This window comes from Empedobacter tilapiae (assembly GCF_004785645.1).
GTDB classification, from domain to species: Bacteria; Bacteroidota; Bacteroidia; order Flavobacteriales; family Weeksellaceae; genus Empedobacter; species Empedobacter tilapiae.
Genome location: NZ_SRPE01000001.1, coordinates 206385 through 224381, shown reverse-complemented (window position 1 = coordinate 224381; position 17997 = coordinate 206385). Strand labels below are relative to the sequence as shown.

Genomic DNA, 17997 nt, shown 5'->3' with positions numbered 1-17997 from the left:
GAAAAATGATACTGAAATAAGTTCAGTATAACAAGTTGAAAAAATTAATCTTCAATCATCTCACCAATCAAAGTAGCCGTAGTACAGTTATTTGCTTTTACGTTTACAAAATCTCCAACTTTAGTTCCTTCCACTTTAGGGAAAACTAAAACGGCATTTTGCGTATTACGTCCATACCAGAAATTTTCGTCACGTTTAGAGTTACCTTCAATCAAAACTTCATGAGTTTTTCCAACATAACTATTCATACGCTCAGCAGAATGTTTTTGTTGCATTTCGATGATTTCTTGTAAACGACGTTTTTTATCTTCTGGTAAAACGTCATCAGGCATTTTTTTGTGGGCTGGTGTTCCAGGACGCTCAGAATAAGCGAACATATAACCGAAATCATATTTCACATATTCCATTAACGATAATGTATCTTGATGTTCTTCTTCTGTTTCGCCGCAGAAACCTGCAATCATATCGTGAGATAAAGCACAATCTGGAACGATACGACGAATTTTATCAATTAATTCGAAATATTCTTCACGAGTATGTTGACGATTCATACGCTCTAAAACAGTGGTAGAACCCGATTGAACAGGTAAGTGAATATATTTACAAATGTTTTTGTGTTTCGCCATCATTTGTAATACGCCTTCTTCCATATCTTGCGGATTAGAAGTTGAAAAACGTAAACGAATATTAGGAAATTGTGTAGCAACCATATCTAATAATTGCGCAAAATCTACAGCAGTTGCTTTCTGAATATCAGTTGCATTTTTGAAGTCCTTTTTTGGTCCTCCACCATACCATAAATATGAATCGACATTTTGACCTAAAAGTGTAATTTCTTTATAACCAGATTCTGCTAATTCTTTACACTCATTCAAAATCGAGTGAGGATCACGAGAACGCTCACGACCACGTGTAAAAGGCACAACACAGAACGTACACATGTTGTCGCAACCACGAGTAATCGTAACGAAAGCTGTAACGCCATTTCCTCCTAAACGAACAGGAGAAATTTCGGCATACGTTTCTTCTTTTGATAATTGTACGTTTACCGCATCACGACCATCTTCTACATCGTTGATTAAGTTTGGTAAATCGCGGTAAGCATCTGGACCTACAACGATATCAACTAAATGTTCTTCTTCTAAGAATTTATGTTTCAAACGTTCCGCCATACAACCTAAAACACCAATTTTAAGACTTGGATTTTGTTTTTTGATTGCGTTTAAAGTTCCTAAGCGTTTACGAACTGTTTGTTCAGCTTTTTCACGAATAGAACAAGTATTTAATAAAATTAAATCTGCTTCGTCAACTTTTTGAGTGGTTTGGTAACCTTCGTTATTTAGAATAGATGCAACAATTTCACTATCCGAGAAATTCATTTGACATCCGTAACTTTCTAAGAATAATTTCTTTGTTGCATTACGAGTAGGAGCAGTCATCAAAGCCTCTCCTTGTCTTGCTTCATCTATATGTTTTTCTTCTGTATGCATTCTAAAATGGATATTTTACCGTGCAAAAATAATAAATCTATGTGACATATTGGCAGTAAAATTTTCTTTTGCATTTTATTAACATTTTGTAGATTTGAGGAAATCTAAAAAAATATAAAACTATGGATGATAGAATCAGACAAAGAATAGAAGAAATTAAGCAACGTGGAGTTAATATAAACGTTGGTGATATTTTTTCAAAATCATGGGAAATTTTTTCAGGAATCGCTTTATATGCAATTCTTGCAATTGTAATTACATTCGCAATTAGTTTTGCAATTAATTTTATAATAGGACTTTTTATTTCTGTACCTTCTTTTGTTATTTCAGATATGTCTGATGTTGATGAAGTGTACGCAGAAGCATTGTCTCCATTAGCTTGGGTAAGTAATATTGTTAGTGTTATAGTTGCCGCAGCTTTAGCGCCTATTACTGTAAGTATTTTGACAATGGCTAAAAAATTTAATAAACATCAAAATCCTGATTTTTCAGATTTGTTTGTTCATTATAAAGACGGAAAATTTGGTGTTATTTTTACAACATATTTAGCTATTCAATTTTTAGGAATGATAGGTATTTTATTGTGTATTGTACCTGGATTCATTTTCTATGTTACATCAATATTAGCAATCCCGTTTGTATTGTTTACAAGTTTTACTACAATGGAAGCTATAAAATCAAGTGTAAGTATTTTATTTAAAAACTTTGGATCAGCATTTGTTTTTTGTCTGGCTTGTTTTGGAGTCGCAATTTTAGGAGCGCTTGCTTGTGGAGTTGGATTATTAGTAGCAATGCCTTTAATCTATATTGCGACATATGTTTTATATGAGACAATTATAGGTACAGAAGACAATGAACAGTCTGAAATAGACCAAATCGGATCAGATATTTACAAGGATAATCCTTATATGAAATAAATAAAATTAAGGAGCAGTTGAAAATCATTTTTGGCTGCTTCATTTTTTTGTTATTAATTTTGCAGAAATTTTTAAGAAAACAATATGTCTAAAAATCTCGTTATTGTTGAGTCCCCAGCAAAAGCTAAAACCATTCAAGGTTTTTTAGGTGATGATTTTATCGTGGAATCAAGTTTTGGTCACGTGGTCGATTTACCAAAGAAAGGAATGGGAATCGAAATCGAGAATCATTATAAGCCAATATACGAAGTAACACCTGATAAAAAGGAGGTTGTAAGTAAACTGAAAAAATTGTCTTCGAAAGCCCAAACAATTTGGTTAGCATCCGATGAGGACCGCGAAGGAGAAGCAATTTCTTGGCATTTGTATCACGTTCTTGGATTAGAAAAGAAAGATACGAAACGTATTGTTTTTAATGAAATTACGAAAAAAGCGATTCAACGTGCGGTAGAAAATCCACGTCAAATTGATGAAAATTTGGTTGATGCACAACAAGCTCGTCGTGTTTTGGACAGATTAGTTGGTTTCGAAATGTCGCCAATTTTATGGAAAAAAATCAAACCAGGATTATCTGCAGGTCGTGTTCAATCAGTTTCTGTTCGATTAATTGTTGAACGTGAAAAAGAAATTCAAAATTTTGTTCCAGTTTCATCATATAAATTCATTGCAATTTTCGAAACGAATGAAGGAAGAACATTAAAAGCAGTTTTAACAAAAGAATTTTCAACGTTAAAAGAAGCCGAAGATTTCTTAGAAACGTGTGTTGGAGCAGATTTTAAAGTAAATGATTTACAAAAGAAACCTGCAAAACGTACACCTTCTGCGCCGTTTACAACATCAACTTTGCAACAAGAAGCATCTCGTAAATTAGGTTTTTCAGTTTCGAGAACGATGCGTGTTGCACAACAATTATACGAATCTGGACATATCACATATATGAGAACGGATAGTGTAAATTTGTCTGATGACGCTTTAACAGCGGTAAAAGCTGAGATAGAATCTGCTTATGGAAACAAATATGTTGAGATAAGAAAATATAAAAATAAAAATTCATCTGCACAAGAAGCTCACGAAGCGATTCGTCCAACGCATTTCGAAAATCACTCGATTAATGCAGACGATTCAATGCGAAAATTGTACGAATTAATTTGGAAACGTACAGTTGCTTCTCAAATGGCAAATGCAGAACTGGAGCGAACTATCATTGATATTGATAACAACAAAAACAACTTTATTTTCCAAGCGAAAGGAGAAGTAATTGTGTTTGATGGTTTCTTAAAAGTATATCAAGAATCTTTTGACGACGAAGATGCAGATGATGATAAAGTGTTATTGCCAAGTGTAAAAGTAAATGAGCAATTGAAAGCAGATGAAATAAACGGTACTGAACGTTTTTCTCGTCCTGCGGCTCGTTATACAGAGGCATCTCTGGTAAAAAAATTAGAAGAATTAGGAATTGGTCGTCCGTCAACTTATGCACCAACGATTTCTACAATCCAAAATAGAGGTTATGTGGAAGTTGGTGAATTGGATGGTCAAGAACGAAAATATAATACCTTAACGTTAATTGATAATCAAATCAAAAAAGTTCAACAAAAAGAAATTTTTGGTGCTGATCGTCGCAAATTAATGCCAACTGATATCGGAATCGTGGTAAATGATTTCTTGGTTGATTATTTTACGAATGTGATGGATTATGATTTTACGGCGCGTGTCGAAAATAGTTTTGATGAAATTGCGGAAGGTAAATTGAATTGGACAAAAATGATTGATGAATTTTATACGAAATTTCATCATGTTGTAGAAGATGTTCAAGAAAATGCAGATCGTGCAACTGGAGAACGTGAATTGGGAATTGATCCTGTTTCGGGTAAAAAAGTTCATGCACGTATTGGACGTTTTGGTCCAATGATTCAGATTGGTGAAGCAGAAGATGAAGAAAAACCTCGTTTTGCAAGTCTTCAAAAACATCAATCTATTCATAATATTACCTTAGAAGAGGCAATGAAATTGTTCGAATTACCAAAAACTTTAGGCGAGTATAAAGCGCATGAAGTAGAAGTGAATATTGGACGTTTTGGACCTTATGTGAAGTTTGATGATAAATATATTTCGATTCCGAAAGAGGAAGATCCAATGGATTTATCATTTGAGCGTGCAGTAGAATTAATTGAAGAAAAATTAAAAGCTGATGCACCGATTGCACAATACGAAGGGTATGATGTAACAAAAGGAAAAGGACGTTTTGGACCATTTATTAAATGGAGTGAATGGTTTATTAATGTTCCGAAAAAATACGATTTCGATCATTTATCTCAAGCTGATATTATCGAATTGATTGAAGATAAAAAACGTAAAGAATCTGAACGTGTGGTACGCGAATGGACAGAACAGGAAATTCGTTTGGAGAAAGCGCGTTGGGGGCGTTATAATTTGATTCAAGGAAAAGTAAAAGTTGAGTTATCGAAAGAGACGAATCCGGAAGCGTTGACTTTGGCTGAGGTTGAAAAATTAATAGAAGCAGCGAAACCTAAAAAGAAAGCTGCGGCTAAAAAAGCGCCAGCAAAAAAAACAACTGCGAAGAAAACGACAACTAAAAAAACAACGACTAAAAAGTAATGTACAAAGACTTTTTAACACCCGTTTCTGAAGAATTACAAGATTTTGCTAAATCTTGTAATTCTTTTGCGTTAGGACAAGTTATAAAATTCCGCGAAGATGTGATCGAAATCGATGAAAAATCGAACGATAAAATCGCGATTATTGGTGTGACAGAATTTCGTTCGAAACAAAAAGATTTGATCGAAGATGTAGATTTTAGCCTTGTTCGTACACAATTGTACGAATTGCAAATGGGAAATTGGTCGATAGATTTGTACGATTTTGGTGATGTTATTTATTATGATGATAAAGCTGAAACCGAAAAAGTTTTTAGAGAAGTTACAAACGGATTAATTCGTGATGGATACGTTGTTGTTATTTTGGGAGGAAATCCAAGTTTAGGTTATCAACAATATCGTGCTTATGACGAAATTGTTGATAAAGTTTATTACCTAACAATCGATCATAAATTACGATTAGGTAAAGATGAAGTGCAAACAACAGAAAATAATTATTTAACAAAAATTATTTCGAATGAGCCTTTCAATTTATTGGATTACACAAATATTGGTTTTCAAACATATTTTGTTGCGCAAGAAAAATTAGATTTGTTGGATCAGTTAAATTTTGATGCTGTTCGTTTGGGTATAATTTCCGAAAATGTAAAAGAAATAGAACCTTATTCGAGAGATGCAAATGCGGCTTTGCTTAATTTATCGAGCTTACAAGGTTCAGATTTTTCTTCTTCAAAAAATATGACACCAAATGGTTTTACTTCACGTGAAATTTGTGCGTTAACAAGATATTTAGGTTTTAGCAATAAATTGACTTCACTTTACGTTTGTGACTATATTGAGAACTATAAAAAATTAGATCATCTATTAATTTCGCAGATGATTTGGTATTTTATTGATGGAAAAAATCATCGTCCAGAGATAAAAAGTTTTGAGGATACACAATATTTTGAGAAAATTTTTGTTCCTACAGAAGGATATAATTATATTTTTTATCGAAATATATTTACTAATCAATTGTGGATTGAAGTAGATAACACGGTTGATGGAGAACGAAAAATTGAAATTATTTCATGTTCAGAAAAAGATTATGAGCAAGCCTTGAATGGAGGAATTCCAAATAGATGGTGGAAGTATTTCAAAAAATTTTATTAAAAAATAAAGAACAATTGTAAAAATCAATTAATAAATTGCCTTAATTTGTAGCCTTATTAATTGAAAATTAAAAGTATAAAACCTGTATAAAAATAAATCTATAACAGAATGAATAGAATTTTGGTAAGTGCATTGTTGCTATCTCTTTCTTTATCTTCATGTAAAATGTTGAAAAACAGAGGGAGTAGTGATAGAAATGATGGACAAATAGTTTCGAAAACATCTTCGGCTTGGACGCCAGTTCGTCCAAAGGGAATGGTTCCGATTCCGAGTGGATCGTTTGTTTTAGGACAAACCGATTACGATTTTACAAAAACAAATGATGCTCCTGTAAAAACTGTTACTGTTACAGGTTTTTATATGGACGATACAGAAATTACAAATTCTGAATATCAGATTTTTGTAAATTATGTAAAAGATTCTATTGCACGTACTGCGTTGGCAAATAAAGCAGAGTCATTAGGTTTTGATCCTATGAATCCTAATACAGATAGTGATGGTATTGGAGCTTTTGCCTATGTTTCTGGTTCAGCTGATGGAGAAGGAACACCTTATGATGAATATCTTAAAAATAGTAATACAGGTAGAGATGGACAATCATTAGATTCTAAAAAGTTAAACTGGAAGCAGCGTTTAGAGTGGGATAAATATAAATATCCAGATGTAGATTATGCAGAAGTTATGGAAGGCTTGTATTACCCGCCAGAAGAACGAATGAATGGTGAACGACGTATTGATACACGTAAACTGAATTATTCTTATGTAACTGTTGATCAGACTGCAGCTGCAAAAAAACGCGGAACTTTTCGTGTTGATTTTCGTAAAGAATTTAGTTTAAATATCTATCCTGATACGACTGTTTGGGTAAGAGACTTTAATTATTCTTATAATGATCCAATGCATCAGGATTATTTTTGGCATAAAGCTTACGCAAATTATCCTGTAGTTGGAATAAATTGGAATCAAGCTACTGCATTTTGTGATTTCCGTACAAGATATCATAATACAGCTCTAAATAATAAAAAGAAAAGAGGGAGCCAAGTAAAAGTTATTAGCTATCGTTTACCTACTGAAATAGAGTGGGAATATGCAGCTAAAGGAGGTTTAGAAAATGCACCTTATCCTTGGGGAGGTCCATATTTAACAGATGATAGAGGTTGTTATTTAGCTAACTTCAAACCAAAACGTGGAGATTATTTAGAAATTAACGATGGTAAGAAAACAGGCTACATGTATACAGCTCCAATAAAAACATTCCGTGCGAATGGATATGGACTATATGATATGGCTGGAAATGTAGCAGAATGGACAAGTTCTCCATACAATAGATCTTCTTATACAATGTCATCTTCACTGAATCCATCAATTACAATGTCAGGAGAAGTAAATAGAAGTGTCCGTGGAGGATCATGGAAAGACGTAGGGTACTTATTAATGGTTTCATCGCGTGATTGGGAGCATAAAGATTCTGCAAGAAGTTTTATAGGATTCCGTACAGTACAATCTTTTCCAGAAGGATCAAAAGTAAATTTTAGAAAAACTAAATAACCTATTTCAATAAAAAAATAATAAATTAAAAGCACTCATATGGCAGTACAAGCTTCAAAACAAGAACGTCTTACAAATTTTTTGTATAATTTCTTTGCCGCAGTAGTAATTATCGGGGCGTTATGTAAAATTACACATACTAATTTAGGACCAATATCAGCGAATTTAATCTTAACTATCGGATTAGTAGCTGAAGCATTCGTTTTCTTTTATTCAGCTTTTTTTGACAAACCTCAAGGAAGTTATGATTGGGAGAAAGCTTATCCAGAATTATTAAGCGGAGAGCCAGTACAAAGAAAAACTGCTGCTGTTGCAAATGCAGGTAATAATTTAACAGCTGAATTAGATAAAGTTTTGGCTGATGCTAAATTAGATAAAGAAGTTTTTGAAAGATTACGTGGATCTTTAGATAAATTTGGTTCAGCTGTAAATGAATTAAATACAACTACTTCTGCTGTAGCTTCAACAGAACAATATAGTAATGAGATTGCAAAAGCATCAACTAATATTAGTCAGTTAAATGCTGTCTATGCAGAGCAAATTATTAATAGCCAAAAACAAGTAGAATTAAATAAACAATTTATTGAAGAAATGCAAAAATCTTCAGGTAGTTCAGAGCAGTTCTTAAAAGAAATGCAAGAACTTTCTGCTAATATTAATGCATTAAACAAAGTATACGGAGGTATGCTTTCAGCAATGAAGAATAACTAATCATTGTTTCAATAAATTAACTAATTATTCATTAATTCTATAAATTATTATGGCAGGAGGTGGTAGACTAACTGGACGTCAGAAGATGATCAACCTGATGTATCTCGTGTTCATTGCAATGATGGCTTTGAACGTGGATCGTGAGGTTTTGAGATCTTTCGAAACGATAAATACTTCTTTAGAGTCAACAACGACTTTAACGAAAACAAATAATGATACCTTCTATGGTCAGATTGATCTAAAGGCGAAGGATGACCCTACTTATGCAAAAACTCAAACAGAGGCTGCAGAAGTTAAAAAGCAAACAAATGATTTTGTTGCTTACATTGATGGATTGAAAAAAGAATTAGCAGGAGCTGATTTTGTTTCAGGAGGAGAAGATACAGATTACAATGCATTATCTAATACGGAACCTGTTGTATCTTTATTTTTTAAAGGAAAAGGAGGGGATAATGGAAATGAAAAAGCACAAGAGTTTACAAATAAAATTGATGCTTTTAGAAATTTCTTGATGACTTTCGCTAAGCAAAGTCCTGATGCTAAGAATGCAGAGGCTCGTATTAATGAGTTTTTTGGAACAACAGCTAAATCTAAAAAACAAAGCTGGATTCAAGAAAAATTTTATGATCAACCAATGGTTGCCTCATTAACGAATTTATCTAAAATGCAAATGGATGCTCGTACAGAAGAAGGAAACTTAGTGAGAGCATTATTATCTGGGAAATTGGAAGAAAAAATCGAGTTGGATGCATTCCAAGGTTTATTCTTATCACCAGGTGTTGTAAAAGTTGGAGACGAAGCTGTTCTTAATGTAGTTTTAGGAGCTTACGATAATTCAATCAAAGGTTCTGTTTCTACAAGTGTTGGTTCTGCTGCTGTTGTTGATGGTAAAGCATCTATTAAGTTAAATACATCTTCTGTAGGTATGCATCAATTAACAGGTAATATAACATATGTATCGAATGGAAAAACAAAAACTGTAGCTATTGCACCTTCAACTTACCAAGTTGTAGCACAAACATTAGATAAAAAAGCTGCTGAAATTATAGAAAAAGATCCAACAGGAGGTTCTATTGTTGCAGATAATTTACGTGTTGTTTACCGTGGAGTGACTAATCCAATTTCTGCTACAATTAATGGCGCAAATGGACCAGTAAGCCTAAGTGCTTCTTCAGGAAGTGCCTCTCCAGCTGGAGCAAATAAATGGAATTATACAGCAGGAGGAGGAAGTGAAGTTACATTTACAGCTACAACGAAAGCAAGCTCTGGTAAGACATTATCAGTTCGTGAAACATTCCGTATTAAACCAGTTCCACCAGCACGAGGGGTAATTCTAGGAAATACAAGTCCATCAATTCCTGATAATGGAATTGCAGCACAAACAATTCGTGTAGATTGGCCAGATTTCTTATTCCCAATTTCAGGAGAAGTAACATCATTTAATGTGAAAGTTCCAGGACAACCAACAGTACGTGTTTCTGGTAATAAAATGTCTGGAGCCGCAGGAGCTATTTCGAAAGCGAAAAAAGGAGATGTAATTGGTGTATTCGATATTAAGTACCGTACAAATTCGGGAGCTACAGGAGAAGCATCAACAGTAGCTATTCAAGTACAATAATAAAAAGAAAAAAGTAACAATATGAAATATCTTTTGTATGGTTTAATGAGTTTCTTCTCAACTCTTACAATGGCGCAAAATGTTCTTAATGCTGTTTCACCAGAACAGTTAAGAAGAGATCGCGAAAATAAAACAAGAGTTGATGAAGCAGGAGATACTGTAAGTACAGCACAAGATCCTATGAAATATGGATTTATCGAAGATAAAGATGTTTTATGGTCAAAAGTTGTATGGGAAGTTATTGATTTAAATGAGCGTCTAAATCAACCATATTATAAAGCGGGTGATGAATTAATTCAAAATTCGAAATCTTTATATGATGTATTGGTAGATGGCGTTCGTAATAAGAAGATCAAAGAAATATATGATGATGAATTCTTTTTAAACAAAATGACTTATGATCAAATCATGGCTCGTAATGAAAAAAAGGATACACAACAATATTACTATGATATGATTGCAGCTGGTGAAAAACCAGATGAAGCAGCAATTTTTAATTATAAGATTAAATCTGATGATATTAAAATGATCAAAACGAAAGGTCTTTGGTATATAGATCGTCGTTTAGGTGAATTAAAATATCGTTTGTTAGGTTTAGCAATTATGGGACCAGATGCACAATCTTTGGGAACTGAATTTGCTGACGGAGCTTACGTAGATTTATTCTGGATTTGGTATCCAGATGCACGTAACGTTTTGGTGAATGCAACGGTTTTTAATCCAAGTAACTCTAATTCAGCAATTACATATGATGAGATGCTAAATGCTCGCAGATTTAGTTCTGTCATTTACAAAGCTCAGACAATGTATGGAACAAAGATGATCGAAGATTATATTCCAAATGATTCAAAAGGTCAGTTAGAAGAACATCATAAAATTAGAAATTCTATTATTCAGTCAGAGGCTGATATGTGGAATTACTAATTATAATAGAAATAAAAAAATCCAGTCATTTGACTGGATTTTTTTATTTCTATGTAACTCTAATTAGCATTACCCTTTTCAATACCTTCTTCTATTTTTTCTTCAACTTCTATTTTTTCTTCTTGATCTAATTTCATTTCTCCCGAATCATCATCACTACGTAAAACAACTTGAATACTGATAGGAAAATGATCAGAACCAATATTTGGTTCTCTCATCATCTTGATTAATCGAAACTGAGAACTCAAAAAATAATGGTCTAAAGGCCAACGTAAAAACCAATGATGAGCATGAAAAGTATTGAACATTCCACGACCACGACGAGGATCTAACATTTGTGATGTTTTTAAAAATAAACGAGTTGTCCGGCTCCAAGCAACATCATTCAAATCTCCAAAAACAACACACGCTTTTCCATACTTTTTGGCTTGTTTACCAATTATTAAAATCTCAGCATCTCGTTCAGCACTTTCTTCATTTTCTTGTGGAACTGGCGGAGTTGGATGTAGACCATACAGACGGACAATTTGATTGTTGTACTCGATATCAGCAATTATAGAAGGAATTTCTGTACTGATCAAATAATTAATTTCTTGGTATTTTATAGGTAATTTAGAATAAAATAATAATCCATATGTGTTTTCTAACGGAACTTCTATTCTGTATTCAAAATCGTTTGTAGCATCTTTTATTTGTTCCATCCATTCGTTGTTCGTTTCCAATAAAAAAACAATATCAGGATTTCTTTTCTTAATTAATTCAACCAAATTTTGATACTTCGTATTGTCTTGCAAAACATTATAAACAAGAAAATCTAGTGGTTTTTCATCTGGTTTTAGGCTTACTTGTTCAATCATTTTTTTACCGAAAGGAGAATAAGGAATAATTACCCAAAGCAAATAAATCGCTGTAAAAATCAAACAAATAAATAAACTTATTGTAACTGAAGTTTTAGGTACAAAAATGAATAAAAAACAAGTTGCAATTACCAAAGCAAATTTTTGAAATCGCGGATAATCAAAAACTCTAATCGTCCAATGTGTATGTTTGATGAATGGAATAATGACTGAAAGGATAATGAGGCAAGAAATTATGGTATAAAATATTTGCATAAAACGGTTGATTTTAAGAATAAAGATAAGTAAAACCGAAACATTATTTACCTTTGTAAGTAAATTTTAGAAATTGAAAAAAGTAGAATATATAATCGTTGGTCAAGGTGTTGCAGGGAGTTGTATGGCGATGAAATTGTTGCAGGAAAAGAAATCTTTTGTGATGATTGATAATCATTTTCATAAAGCATCAGCGATTGCTGCTGGAATCTTTAATCCTGTTGTGCTAAAACGTTTTTCAATTGTTTGGAATGCTACAAAACAAATCGAGAGATTGAGAGAAGTTTTTGGTGATTTTGAACAATTATTAAACAAAAAATATATCTACAATTTTCCAGTTTATAGAATTTTTAATGATGAACAAGAGAAAAAAACGTGGTTAAAAAAAGCGACAACTCATCCAGATTTGATTGATTATTTAGCTACAAATACAGAACAATTGAATGATTTTTCTTCGATAAATTCTCAGATTGGTTCTGGCGAAGTTTTGCATACAGGTCGTGTAGATTTGACGAATCTTTTGGCTGATTTTAAGAATTATTTATTCGAAAATGATTTGTTTATTGATGAAACTTTTGATTTTAATGAGTTAAAATTAAAAGATAATCAAACGAGCTATAAAAATATAGAAACAACTAAAATAATTTTTGCGGAAGGTTACAACATTTTAAATAATCCTTATTTCAAAAATTTACCTATAATTGGTGTAAAAGGAGAAGTTTTAAAAATTAAAACTGAAGCTAATTTACCTGAAGCAGTTGTGAAAGGAAAAGAATTTTTGATGCCTTTAGAAAGTAATCAATATTTTGTTGGTGCAACTTATGATCGAGATTCTGTGAATTACGAAATTACCGATGAAGCGAAAGAATATTTGGTGAATGGAGTGAAGCAGTTTTTGAATGAAGAAGTAGAAGTGGTGGAGCAACATGCGTCAATTCGTCCAACGGTTATTGATCGTCGTCCGATTATTGGGGCGCATCCAACGTATCAACAATTGATTTGTTTGAATGGTATGGGAACACGCGGAACAATGTTGGCGCCAGTGATGGTAGACGAGTTGTATCAATTTTTAGAGAATAATCAACCAATCGATAAAGAAACGGACATTACACGTTTCTATGATCGATTTTAAACCAATTCTGAATGAAAAATTTTAACTTAAAAATATTCGCAATTCAACTTGTAGCAAGTGTTTTGTTATTTTTAGGGATTCAACAATTTTACGTTTTAGCAGAATTAGATTTAATTGAATTAATACATTCAATGGGAAAAGATAATTTTGCTTTTTTGGTCAGAAAAAGTGATGAATTTGGAATCAGTCAAAAACTGAAACATCTGGCTAAAATGAAAACAATTTTGAGTTTTGTAGGAATTGTTTTAGCATATGTTTTATGTTCAGTGATTAACCATAAACGAAATTACGATTGGAAAATAGCTGTAACGATAGTTGTATTGTGTTTTTTTGTTTTTCAATTCAGATTAATCAATCTTCCGATTAATTTTATAGCAACCAAAAATCTTGCATTGGCTTATTTTGTTCCAGCAACTTTTTCGATTCTGATCAGTTTTGTGTTGTATTTTTTGAGTTATCGTTTAAAACCTTAAAAAAATCAAAGCAACATTCTGCAATTAACATTAATATTCTTTACTTCTTTTACAAAAGTTGTAGCTAATTGTTCATTGTTAACATCAATTATTATTGAATGCCCATCTAACAATTTGTCAACATTGCTTTTAGCCTCTTTTAGTGATAGTTTTAGTAAATCAATTTGTAGATGTGTTAAAGCTATTTTTTGAAATCCTTCATTCCAACTTTCAATTATTATTTTCATGAGTGATTTTAAATATTGTTAAAAATAGAAATGAATACTTGTTTTAAGTTCTAATGCTGTACGAAAGATATTAATAATATTATTATATTCAGAATATGTTTTATTCAATTGATTATAAGTGTTTTTAATTAAAATTAAATTATTAATTTTTTCGTATTCATAATCATCAATCATTGAGTTACAGGTTTGATTAATTAAATCAAAAACACCTTTCTTCCATAAAATATTAAATTCTGATTCATTTAATCTAATTTCGATTAACTCGTTTGGAGAAGCTGTATCATAATCTAATTTTAATTCAGCTTCTTTATTAATAGGAACAATAATAATTTTACTCATAATCATTAATTAAAAGATGATTGTTATTTTTAAAACACTTTCACAATATACTACTTATAGTTTTGAGATAAGTTTTCATCTAACAAAAAACATTGTATTTTTGCAAAATGTTATTAGTACAAAATTTAGGAGTTTATTTTGCGGGTAGATATTTATTCGAAAACGTTTCGTTCCGCATCAACAAAGGAAACCGTGTTGGTTTGGTAGGGAAAAATGGAGCAGGAAAATCTACTTTGCTTAAAATTTTAGCCAAAAGTCAGCAATCTTCAGAAGGTGAAGTTGTTTACGAAGGCGAAGTTACAATCGGATATTTATCGCAAGATATTGATTTTGTACAAGGAAGAACAGTTTGGCAAGAAGCGGATTCTGCTTTTGAGCAGTTGGGTGAAATTCAAGAACGTATTGATTTTGTAAACAAAGAATTAGCTGAAAGAACAGATTACGAATCTGATGAATATGGTAAATTGATTGAAGATATTTCGCATTTAACAGAACGTTTTGGTCTTTTAGGCGGTTATACAAAAGATGCCGAAATCGAACAAATTTTAATTGGTTTAGGATTCAAAAATTTAGATTTTCATAGACCAACAGATGAATTTTCTGGAGGTTGGAGAATGCGAATTGAATTAGCAAAATTATTGTTACAAAAGCATGATGTAATGCTTTTAGATGAGCCTACCAACCATTTGGATATCGATTCGATAGTTTGGTTAGAAGATTTCTTGAAAGATTATCCTGGCGCTGTTGTGTTGGTTTCGCACGACCGTCAATTTTTGGATAATGTAACCAATCGTACCATCGAAATTGCGAATCGTCATATCTCAGATTTCAAAGCGAATTATACGCGTTATTTAGAATTGCGTGAAGATCGTCGCGAAAAATTAGAGCAAGCACAAAAAAATCAAGAACAAATGATTAAGCATACGGAAGATTTAATTTCTAAATTCCGTGCAAAAGCGAACAAAGCTTCTATGGCGCAATCATTAATCAAAAAATTAGATAAAATAGAACGTATCGAAATCGAAAATGATGATGTTACAAAAATGAATATCCGTTTTGTGGATGCAATTCAACCAGGTAAAATTATTTTCGAATTAGATGATGTTGGGGTTGCTTTTGGCAATCATCAAGTTTTTGATCATGTTTCGTTTTATGTAAATCGTGGTGAAAAAATAGCTTTTGTTGGTCAAAATGGTCAAGGAAAAACGACTTTATCACGTGCAATTATCAATGAACAAGAACATTCAGGAAAAATTAAACACGGACATAATGTAGAAATCGGATATTTTGCTCAAAATCAAGCACATGTTTTAAATGATAAATTGACTGTTTTAGAAGAAGCAGAAAATTCTGCAACAGAAGAAACACGTAAACATGTTCGCGATTATTTAGGAGCATTTATGTTTGGTGGCGAAGCGGTAGAGAAAAAAGTTTCGGTTCTTTCGGGAGGTGAGCGAAATCGTTTAGCATTGTGTAAATTGTTGTTGCGTCCATTCAATGTATTAATTATGGATGAGCCGACGAATCACTTGGATATTGTATCAAAAGAATTGTTGAAAAAAGCTTTACAAAAATATTCAGGAACATTAATTTTAGTTTCTCATGACCGTGAATTTTTAGAAGGTCTAGTGGATAAAGTTTTCGATTTCCGTAATGGTCAAGTAAAAGAATATCTTTCTGGAATTGATGATTATTTAGCGCAAATAAAAGCGGGAAGTTTCCGTGAAGTGGAGAAAGGGAATAGTTTGGCTGCACCAAAAGAAGAGAAGCCGATTGAGGTTAAAATAGAACAAGCGAAAAGAGTTTTATCTTTTGAGGAAGAAAAAGAGCAAAAACGTCTTAAAAATAGATTGTCAAGAATCGAAACGGAGATTTCTGATTTAGAAACGAAGATTTCTGATTTAGAAACGAAATTGCATTCAGGTTCGCAAACGCAACAAGAATTGGATAAATATTCGAATCTAAAAAATGATTTAGATAAAAAAATGTTAGAGTGGGAGGAGGTTTCTGAACTGATTTTTTAACTTTAAAAATATAAAATCAAAGAAAGTGTTACAATTTGTAGCACTTTTTTTATGCAAAAAAAGTTTATCTTTAAAATAAAATTACAATATTATAAATTATGAGTGAATATACAATTAGCCAATTTATAGAAAGAACAAAACAAAACGAAGCAGAACATGATTACTTTGAATTAGAAAAACCACAAATGCTTGAAATAAATTTGAATAATCAAGCAGTTTGGACAAAAGCAGGAAGTATGGTAGCTTATACAGGGAGTATTAAGTTTGAGCGAGAAGGAATGTTATCTGGAGGATTAGGAAAATTTTTAAAGAAAACATTAACAGGTGAAGGAACTAAGTTAATGAAAGCAGAAGGTTCTGGACGTTTATATGTAGCAGATTCAGGAAAAAAAGTTCAAGTATTACAAATTAATAATGAATCGATTTGTGTAAATGGAAATGATGTATTAGCTCATGACCAATCCTTAAAAAGTGATATTACTATGTTGAAAAGTATTGCAGGAATGATGGCAGGAGGATTGTTTCAAGTAAAATTATCTGGATCTGGAATGGTTGCAATTACTACTCATGGAGATCCTTTAACATTGCTCGTAACACCTGACAATCCTGTTTTTACAGATCCAAATGCAACAGTAGCTTGGTCAGGTAATTTATCACCTGAATTGAAATCTAATGTCTCGTTTAAAAGTTTATTAGGAAGAGGAAGTGGTGAAGAGTTCCAAATGAAATTTTCTGGTAGCGGTTGGGTGTTAATTCAGCCATATGAAGAAGTTTATTTTCAGGAAAGTAAATAATGTATAAAAAATCATTTGAATCAATTATATCTTTAGAGCCAAGAATTTTAATTCTTGGCTCTTTACCTGGTGATTTATCGTTAGAAATTAATCAATATTATGGACATCCTCGTAATCGATTTTGGAAAATGATGTTTGAAATTTTCGAGACAGAATTTTCAGAAGATTATGGAATGAGAAAACAACTTATTTTACAGAATAAGTTTGCGCTTTGGGATGTTGCACATTCTGCTGATAGAAAAGGAAGCATGGACGCGGAGATGAAAAATGTTTTGCCAAATCAGATAGATGAATTGCTGAATGAACATCCTACAATAAAAAAAATAATTTTCAATGGAAAGAAAGCGGAGCAATTATTTTGGAAATATTTTGATAAAAAATTGTCTATTGAGTATATTTCTTTACCAAGTACAAGTCCAGCAAATGCTCAATTTTCTTATGAACGATTGATGGAAATTTGGAAAAAAGCGATTATTTAGGTTAAATTATTCATGTTTAAAATTTTTAACACCAAAAAAAGTAAAAATATTTTTGATGTTAAAAATTTTACGATGAGAAACTTAGCTTTTTATGTGAAATAATTATGAAAAAAATGTTTCCTAAAAGTTTTGTAATTCAAAAAGCTGTTCTATATTTGCACTCACAATCGCGGGAATAGCTCAATTGGTAGAGCGTCAGCCTTCCAAGCTGAATGTTGCGAGTTCGAGTCTCGTTTCCCGCTCAACTTCTTTCCTAGAAGTGGATGCCTTGGTGGTGGAATTGGTAGACACGCAGGACTTAAAATCCTGTGTCCATTAGGACGTGCGGGTTCAAGTCCCGCCTGAGGTACAACAAAGCTCAAGAATTTATTTTCTTGGGCTTTTTTTTATGCTTCAAATAATTATATCTTTATCCTCATAATAAAGTACGTTTTTATCA

At 32.2% G+C, this 17997-nt stretch carries 16 protein-coding genes and 2 tRNA genes; 14 read left to right on the top strand and 4 right to left on the bottom strand.

The genetic code is table 11. The features are described from left to right. Nucleotides 1–44: 44 nt before the first annotated feature. Nucleotides 45–1490 carry a tRNA (N6-isopentenyl adenosine(37)-C2)-methylthiotransferase MiaB gene (gene miaB / locus E4J94_RS01045; protein WP_135834046.1) on the bottom strand — a complete coding sequence of 482 codons (1446 nt, stop codon included), beginning with the start codon at nucleotides 1488–1490 and terminating at the stop codon, nucleotides 45–47. A gap of 122 nt (nucleotides 1491–1612) precedes the next feature. Between miaB and E4J94_RS01040 the strand changes: the two genes are divergently transcribed. From E4J94_RS01040 to porN, 7 genes are all read left to right on the top strand, one after another. Further along, nucleotides 1613–2407, top strand: a complete 795-nt coding sequence (locus tag E4J94_RS01040) for a DUF2189 domain-containing protein (protein WP_135834045.1) — start codon at nucleotides 1613–1615, stop codon at nucleotides 2405–2407. 84 nt (nucleotides 2408–2491) lie between these two features. After that, nucleotides 2492–5026 (top strand): type I DNA topoisomerase, encoded by a 2535-nt coding sequence (gene topA / locus E4J94_RS01035; RefSeq protein ID WP_135834044.1) that lies wholly within the window; start codon nucleotides 2492–2494, stop codon nucleotides 5024–5026. After that, nucleotides 5026–6177, top strand: a complete 1152-nt coding sequence (locus E4J94_RS01030) for an arginase family protein (protein ID WP_135834043.1) — start codon at nucleotides 5026–5028, stop codon at nucleotides 6175–6177. Before topA ends, E4J94_RS01030 begins: the two co-directional genes overlap by 1 nt. A gap of 108 nt (nucleotides 6178–6285) precedes the next feature. Beyond that, entirely contained in the window at nucleotides 6286–7725 is a 1440-nt protein-coding gene (porK, locus tag E4J94_RS01025; protein ID WP_168801807.1) for a T9SS ring complex lipoprotein PorK/GldK, read from the top strand. A gap of 39 nt (nucleotides 7726–7764) precedes the next feature. Next, entirely contained in the window at nucleotides 7765–8436 is a 672-nt protein-coding gene (gene porL / locus E4J94_RS01020) for a type IX secretion system motor protein PorL/GldL (protein WP_135834042.1), read from the top strand. 49 nt (nucleotides 8437–8485) lie between these two features. Beyond that, complete coding sequence (gene porM / locus E4J94_RS01015) at nucleotides 8486–10054, top strand: type IX secretion system motor protein PorM/GldM (protein WP_135834041.1); 1569 nt, start codon at nucleotides 8486–8488, stop codon at nucleotides 10052–10054. Between the two features lie 21 nt (nucleotides 10055–10075). Then, nucleotides 10076–10978: a type IX secretion system ring subunit PorN/GldN gene (gene porN, locus E4J94_RS01010; RefSeq protein WP_168801806.1), complete on the top strand. Its 903-nt coding sequence runs from the start codon at nucleotides 10076–10078 to the stop codon at nucleotides 10976–10978. A gap of 59 nt (nucleotides 10979–11037) precedes the next feature. Here the strand turns inward: porN and E4J94_RS01005 are convergent, their stop codons facing one another. Continuing rightward, nucleotides 11038–12090 (bottom strand): endonuclease/exonuclease/phosphatase family protein, encoded by a 1053-nt coding sequence (locus E4J94_RS01005; RefSeq protein WP_185145624.1) that lies wholly within the window; start codon nucleotides 12088–12090, stop codon nucleotides 11038–11040. Between the two features lie 73 nt (nucleotides 12091–12163). Between E4J94_RS01005 and E4J94_RS01000 the strand changes: the two genes are divergently transcribed. Then, nucleotides 12164–13222 carry an NAD(P)/FAD-dependent oxidoreductase gene (locus E4J94_RS01000; RefSeq protein WP_135834039.1) on the top strand — a complete coding sequence of 353 codons (1059 nt, stop codon included), beginning with the start codon at nucleotides 12164–12166 and terminating at the stop codon, nucleotides 13220–13222. An 11-nt stretch (nucleotides 13223–13233) separates the two neighbouring features. Next, complete coding sequence (locus E4J94_RS00995; protein WP_135834038.1) at nucleotides 13234–13695, top strand: hypothetical protein; 462 nt, start codon at nucleotides 13234–13236, stop codon at nucleotides 13693–13695. Between the two features lie 5 nt (nucleotides 13696–13700). Here E4J94_RS00995 and E4J94_RS00990 read toward each other — a convergent pair whose 3' ends face one another. Next, nucleotides 13701–13922 carry a hypothetical protein gene (locus tag E4J94_RS00990; RefSeq protein ID WP_135834037.1) on the bottom strand — a complete coding sequence of 74 codons (222 nt, stop codon included), beginning with the start codon at nucleotides 13920–13922 and terminating at the stop codon, nucleotides 13701–13703. Between the two features lie 18 nt (nucleotides 13923–13940). After that, nucleotides 13941–14261, bottom strand: coding sequence for a hypothetical protein (locus E4J94_RS00985; RefSeq protein ID WP_135834036.1), 321 nt, complete (start codon nucleotides 14259–14261; stop codon nucleotides 13941–13943). Nucleotides 14262–14368: 107 nt separating this feature from the next. Between E4J94_RS00985 and E4J94_RS00980 the strand changes: the two genes are divergently transcribed. From E4J94_RS00980 to E4J94_RS00960, 5 genes are all read left to right on the top strand, one after another. Next, on the top strand, nucleotides 14369–16285 hold the full coding sequence (locus tag E4J94_RS00980) for an ABC-F family ATP-binding cassette domain-containing protein (RefSeq protein WP_135834035.1): 1917 nt from the start codon (nucleotides 14369–14371) through the stop codon (nucleotides 16283–16285). A 98-nt stretch (nucleotides 16286–16383) separates the two neighbouring features. Beyond that, nucleotides 16384–17079: an AIM24 family protein gene (locus E4J94_RS00975; RefSeq protein WP_135834034.1), complete on the top strand. Its 696-nt coding sequence runs from the start codon at nucleotides 16384–16386 to the stop codon at nucleotides 17077–17079. Then, the gene (locus tag E4J94_RS00970; RefSeq protein ID WP_135834033.1) at nucleotides 17079–17558 is read left to right on the top strand and encodes a DNA-deoxyinosine glycosylase; all 480 of its coding nucleotides are present in this window, start codon (nucleotides 17079–17081) and stop codon (nucleotides 17556–17558) included. Before E4J94_RS00975 ends, E4J94_RS00970 begins: the two co-directional genes overlap by 1 nt. A 169-nt stretch (nucleotides 17559–17727) precedes the next feature. Next, nucleotides 17728–17800: transfer RNA gene (locus E4J94_RS00965), tRNA-Gly, on the top strand. Nucleotides 17801–17823: 23 nt separating this feature from the next. After that, nucleotides 17824–17907: transfer RNA gene (locus E4J94_RS00960), tRNA-Leu, on the top strand. The last annotated feature ends 90 nt before the right edge of the window (nucleotides 17908–17997 follow it).

What these genes read in the sequence shown, in the direction of transcription:
- miaB (WP_135834046.1), bottom strand. Translation starts at nt 1,490, where the DNA reads ATGCATACAGAAGAAAAACATATAGATGAAGCAAGACAAGGAGAGGCT.
- E4J94_RS01040 (WP_135834045.1), top strand. Translation starts at nt 1,613, where the DNA reads ATGGATGATAGAATCAGACAAAGAATAGAAGAAATTAAGCAACGTGGA.
- topA (WP_135834044.1), top strand. Translation starts at nt 2,492, where the DNA reads ATGTCTAAAAATCTCGTTATTGTTGAGTCCCCAGCAAAAGCTAAAACC.
- E4J94_RS01030 (WP_135834043.1), top strand. Translation starts at nt 5,026, where the DNA reads ATGTACAAAGACTTTTTAACACCCGTTTCTGAAGAATTACAAGATTTT.
- porK (WP_168801807.1), top strand. Translation starts at nt 6,286, where the DNA reads ATGAATAGAATTTTGGTAAGTGCATTGTTGCTATCTCTTTCTTTATCT.
- porL (WP_135834042.1), top strand. Translation starts at nt 7,765, where the DNA reads ATGGCAGTACAAGCTTCAAAACAAGAACGTCTTACAAATTTTTTGTAT.
- porM (WP_135834041.1), top strand. Translation starts at nt 8,486, where the DNA reads ATGGCAGGAGGTGGTAGACTAACTGGACGTCAGAAGATGATCAACCTG.
- porN (WP_168801806.1), top strand. Translation starts at nt 10,076, where the DNA reads ATGAAATATCTTTTGTATGGTTTAATGAGTTTCTTCTCAACTCTTACA.
- E4J94_RS01005 (WP_185145624.1), bottom strand. Translation starts at nt 12,090, where the DNA reads ATGCAAATATTTTATACCATAATTTCTTGCCTCATTATCCTTTCAGTC.
- E4J94_RS00995 (WP_135834038.1), top strand. Translation starts at nt 13,234, where the DNA reads ATGAAAAATTTTAACTTAAAAATATTCGCAATTCAACTTGTAGCAAGT.
- E4J94_RS00990 (WP_135834037.1), bottom strand. Translation starts at nt 13,922, where the DNA reads ATGAAAATAATAATTGAAAGTTGGAATGAAGGATTTCAAAAAATAGCT.
- E4J94_RS00985 (WP_135834036.1), bottom strand. Translation starts at nt 14,261, where the DNA reads ATGAGTAAAATTATTATTGTTCCTATTAATAAAGAAGCTGAATTAAAA.
- E4J94_RS00980 (WP_135834035.1), top strand. Translation starts at nt 14,369, where the DNA reads ATGTTATTAGTACAAAATTTAGGAGTTTATTTTGCGGGTAGATATTTA.
- E4J94_RS00975 (WP_135834034.1), top strand. Translation starts at nt 16,384, where the DNA reads ATGAGTGAATATACAATTAGCCAATTTATAGAAAGAACAAAACAAAAC.
- E4J94_RS00970 (WP_135834033.1), top strand. Translation starts at nt 17,079, where the DNA reads ATGTATAAAAAATCATTTGAATCAATTATATCTTTAGAGCCAAGAATT.